General features: G+C 52.6%; 1 pseudogene. It reads right to left on the reverse strand.

The window, feature by feature from the left end:
* Positions 1 to 142: 142 nt before the first annotated feature.
* Positions 143 to 331 (reverse strand): annotated as a pseudogene (locus tag JIF53_RS19325) (hypothetical protein); the annotation flags it as partial.

Below are 331 nucleotides of genomic sequence, written 5' to 3' on the forward strand. Positions count from 1 at the left end.
ACAGGCAAGGGAATGTCGTGGTGGCTAGAACTGATATCTGGTTGAAAGCCGTACTGATAATAGCGCTGACTGTCACACTCCTTTTGGGTGTATTTGCGCAAGTGTTTGTAGGGCCGTTTGCATGATGGCCGAAGCCCATTATTTATTGCCGAGAGTAATCACCGCCCTGACGTCTGAGATCAAGCCAGCCTCTGTAGAGCCAACGCAAACCAAAGAGCGAGACTGTTGGAACGATAATCCACTGCGCTAGAGGGGCGATACCTGTGCCAAGGAAGGGAAACAGGGGCATAGAATCATTGTAGCTCCAGCGCTGGCCTGCGCCTGTGGCCCA

Origin of the sequence: Marinobacter sp. bablab_jr008, from assembly GCF_016464145.1 — a bacterium.
Classification (GTDB): Bacteria; Pseudomonadota; Gammaproteobacteria; order Pseudomonadales; family Oleiphilaceae; genus Marinobacter; species Marinobacter nauticus.